The organism is Microcystis sp. M49636_WE2 (assembly GCF_030065375.1).
GTDB classification, from domain to species: Bacteria; Cyanobacteriota; Cyanobacteriia; order Cyanobacteriales; family Microcystaceae; genus Microcystis; species Microcystis aeruginosa_C.
In genome coordinates, this window is sequence record NZ_JASJFG010001090.1 from 1 (window position 1) to 2,810 (window position 2,810).

Consider the following 2,810-nt stretch of genomic DNA (forward strand, 5'->3'; position numbering starts at 1 on the left):
GATAATACAAGGTTAACCAAAGGAAGTCAAGCTGTATCCTTAACAAGGGAACAGTCAAACTAGGAGCCGTGTGAGGCGAAAGTCTCACGCACGGTTCTGAATGGGAGGGGAGGTCGGTGACGACCTTCTCGACCCCTAATAATTCAAACCTAAAACTACCATGGTACTAACTCCGACAATTGGCGAAAAATCCTATAATCGTCAGGATTGGCAAAAAGGCTATCAATCCCAACCTAACGAGTACGATTACGAGGTAGAAGACATTGAGGGGCAAATTCCCCCCGATTTACAGGGTACAGTCTTTAAAAACGGCCCCGGTTTACTGGATATCGCCGGCACTGCGATCGCTCATCCCTTTGATGGGGATGGTATGATCAGCGCGATTAGCTTCAACCATGGCCGCGTACATTATCGTAATCGTTTTGTGAAAACTGAGGGTTATCTCCAGGAACAGAAAGCGGGAAAACCCCTTTATCGCGGTGTTTTCGGCACGAAAAAACCGGGGGGAATTTTCGGCAATGCTTTTGATTTGCGTCTGAAAAATATTGCTAATACTAATGTTATCTACTGGGGTGATAAATTACTGGCACTTTGGGAAGCGGCCGAACCCCATCGCCTCGATGCTAAAACCCTTGATACTATTGGTTTAGACTATCTCGATGGTATCTTAGAAAAAGGCGATTCTTTTGCCGCTCATCCTCGCATCGATCCCGCTTGTATCTTCGATAATTATCAACCTTGTCTGGTAAATTTTGCCATTAAAACGGGTTTGTCGAGTGCTATTACTCTCTACGAAATTAGTCCCACGGGTAAGTTATTACGTCGTCATACCCACAGTATACCTGGCTTCTGTTTTATCCACGATTTTGTTATTACTCCCCACTACGCTATCTTTTTCCAAAACCCGGTTGGTTATAATCCTTTTCCCTTTCTTTTTGGGTTAAAAGGTGCGGGAGAATGCGTCATCAATCAACCGGACAAGTTAACTAAGATTATTATTATCCCCCGGGATCCTAACAAAAGAGAAGTGAAAGTTTTAGAAACTCCATCAGGTTTTGTCTTCCACCATAGCAATGCTTTTGAACAAGGGGAGAAAATTTATATTGATTCTATTTGTTATCAATCCTTACCACAACTGGATTCAAATAGCAATTTTCAATCGGTAGATTTTGATAGTTTAGCACCCGGACATCTGTGGCGATTTACACTAAATTTATCAGAAAATACGGTTACAAGAGAATGTATTCTAGAGCATTGTTGTGAATTTCCCAGCATCAATCCTGCAAAAGTTGGTCGAGATTACCGTTATTTATACATCGCTGCCGCTCATCATGCCACTGGTAATGCTCCTTTGCAAGCAATCTTAAAACTGGACCTATTAACGGGAGAAAAACAATTACATTCTTTTGCTCCCCGGGGATTTGCGGGTGAACCAATTTTTGTGCCTAAACCCGATGGAATTGCTGAGGATGATGGTTGGTTATTGGTAGTTACTTACGATGCGGCCAATCATCGATCAAATGTGGTAATCTTAGATGCTAAAGATATTACTAATTCCCTAGCAGTTATCCATCTTAAACACCATATTCCCTACGGGTTACACGGTAGCTGGACTGGACAATGTTTTTAAGTTAATTCCCTAGGGGTGGGTTTTCAATCCACCTTGACTAAACTTTACTCTTGAGAGCCTTCTTGTAGTAGCCAAAAACCAGCGAAGGATTCCGATTCAGGGTTAGATTGAATGGCTAAAAAATGCAGATTATTGGCTTTTTGTTTAGCTTCTTCAAAGTTTTTGGCTTCGTTTAAAGTCTCGGCATTAGTGACGTTGACGAGAATCCAGCTATCACTAGCACCCGTTTCTAAACGTAGCAGAGGACGAGAACCAGTTTCTAACTTTAAATAGGCCATTTCTAACCCTGACATCCAACCAGCTAATGGTAAAGCACGGGGGGAAAAAATAACTAAACCGGGGATTTTTAGATTCTCATCTAATCCCATTCCTAGTATGGGCAAATTTTCTCCGAAGCTAATATCCCAATCTTTTAAATCATTAAAAGAAGACAATTCTAGCGTGACAAAGGCCCATTTATCTGCCTTATCTCCCCGGACAGCATCGGGAAGGGGAACAGCATTTAAAGGAGGATAATTCACGGAAGCGGTTTTAGTTAAATTTTGATCATAACCAACTTCTTGAGGGTAGAAATTAACCATTCTTTCTTCTATCCATCTAGTGAGAGCATGAGTGCGACGACTAGGGGAAGCGGGAATACCGATATCCTCGCAAGCTTTGCTAATCATGTTATTCATCTGACGACGGAAAAAGCGAATTTTTTTGGGAGTTCCCCCCGCTGCCTTGATAGCTGCAGTAATTGCCTCTCCCAACCATTGGGAATTAACCATAGTATTAGGACAATAACTGGCATATTTAAATATTGTATCGGAGGAGCGATCGATTGTTGCCGGAGTTTCACAGATTAATAATTCCCATCTTTTTTTATTATTTTCATCCAGCACCGGCCGCGAATAAAAATCAAGTTCCCAAATAGTCATATTTTTTTCAGTTATCAGTTATCAGTTATCAGTTATCAGATTTGAGTTTTAAGTGAACAATATTAAGTGGCAAGTTCCGAGATGTCTTTTCACTGATTACTGCTCACTGTTTACTGTTTACTGCTCACTGAAAAATCCCCTATCCCCGACAACAGTACGAACGCGGTAGATAGGACGTTTTTGGGATTCATGGTAAGTTCGCATCAAAATTTCTGCCAAAAGACCAAAACAGAGTAATTGTACCCCAGTTAAAAAGAATA

2 protein-coding genes and 1 pseudogene are annotated in these 2,810 nt (G+C 41.3%); 1 reads left to right on the plus strand and 2 read right to left on the minus strand.

Annotated elements, in window-relative coordinates; translation table 11 throughout:
* Positions 1–160 precede the first annotated feature (160 nt).
* Entirely contained in the window at positions 161–1,630 is a 1,470-nt protein-coding gene (locus tag PX484_RS25280; RefSeq protein ID WP_287768128.1) for a carotenoid oxygenase family protein, read from the plus strand.
* Between the two features lie 44 nt (positions 1,631–1,674).
* Here PX484_RS25280 and PX484_RS25285 read toward each other — a convergent pair whose 3' ends face one another.
* Entirely contained in the window at positions 1,675–2,550 is an 876-nt protein-coding gene (locus tag PX484_RS25285; protein ID WP_287671357.1) for a Tab2/Atab2 family RNA-binding protein, read from the minus strand.
* 117 nt (positions 2,551–2,667) lie between these two features.
* Positions 2,668–2,810, minus strand: a pseudogene (locus PX484_RS25290) (glycosyltransferase); the annotation flags it as partial.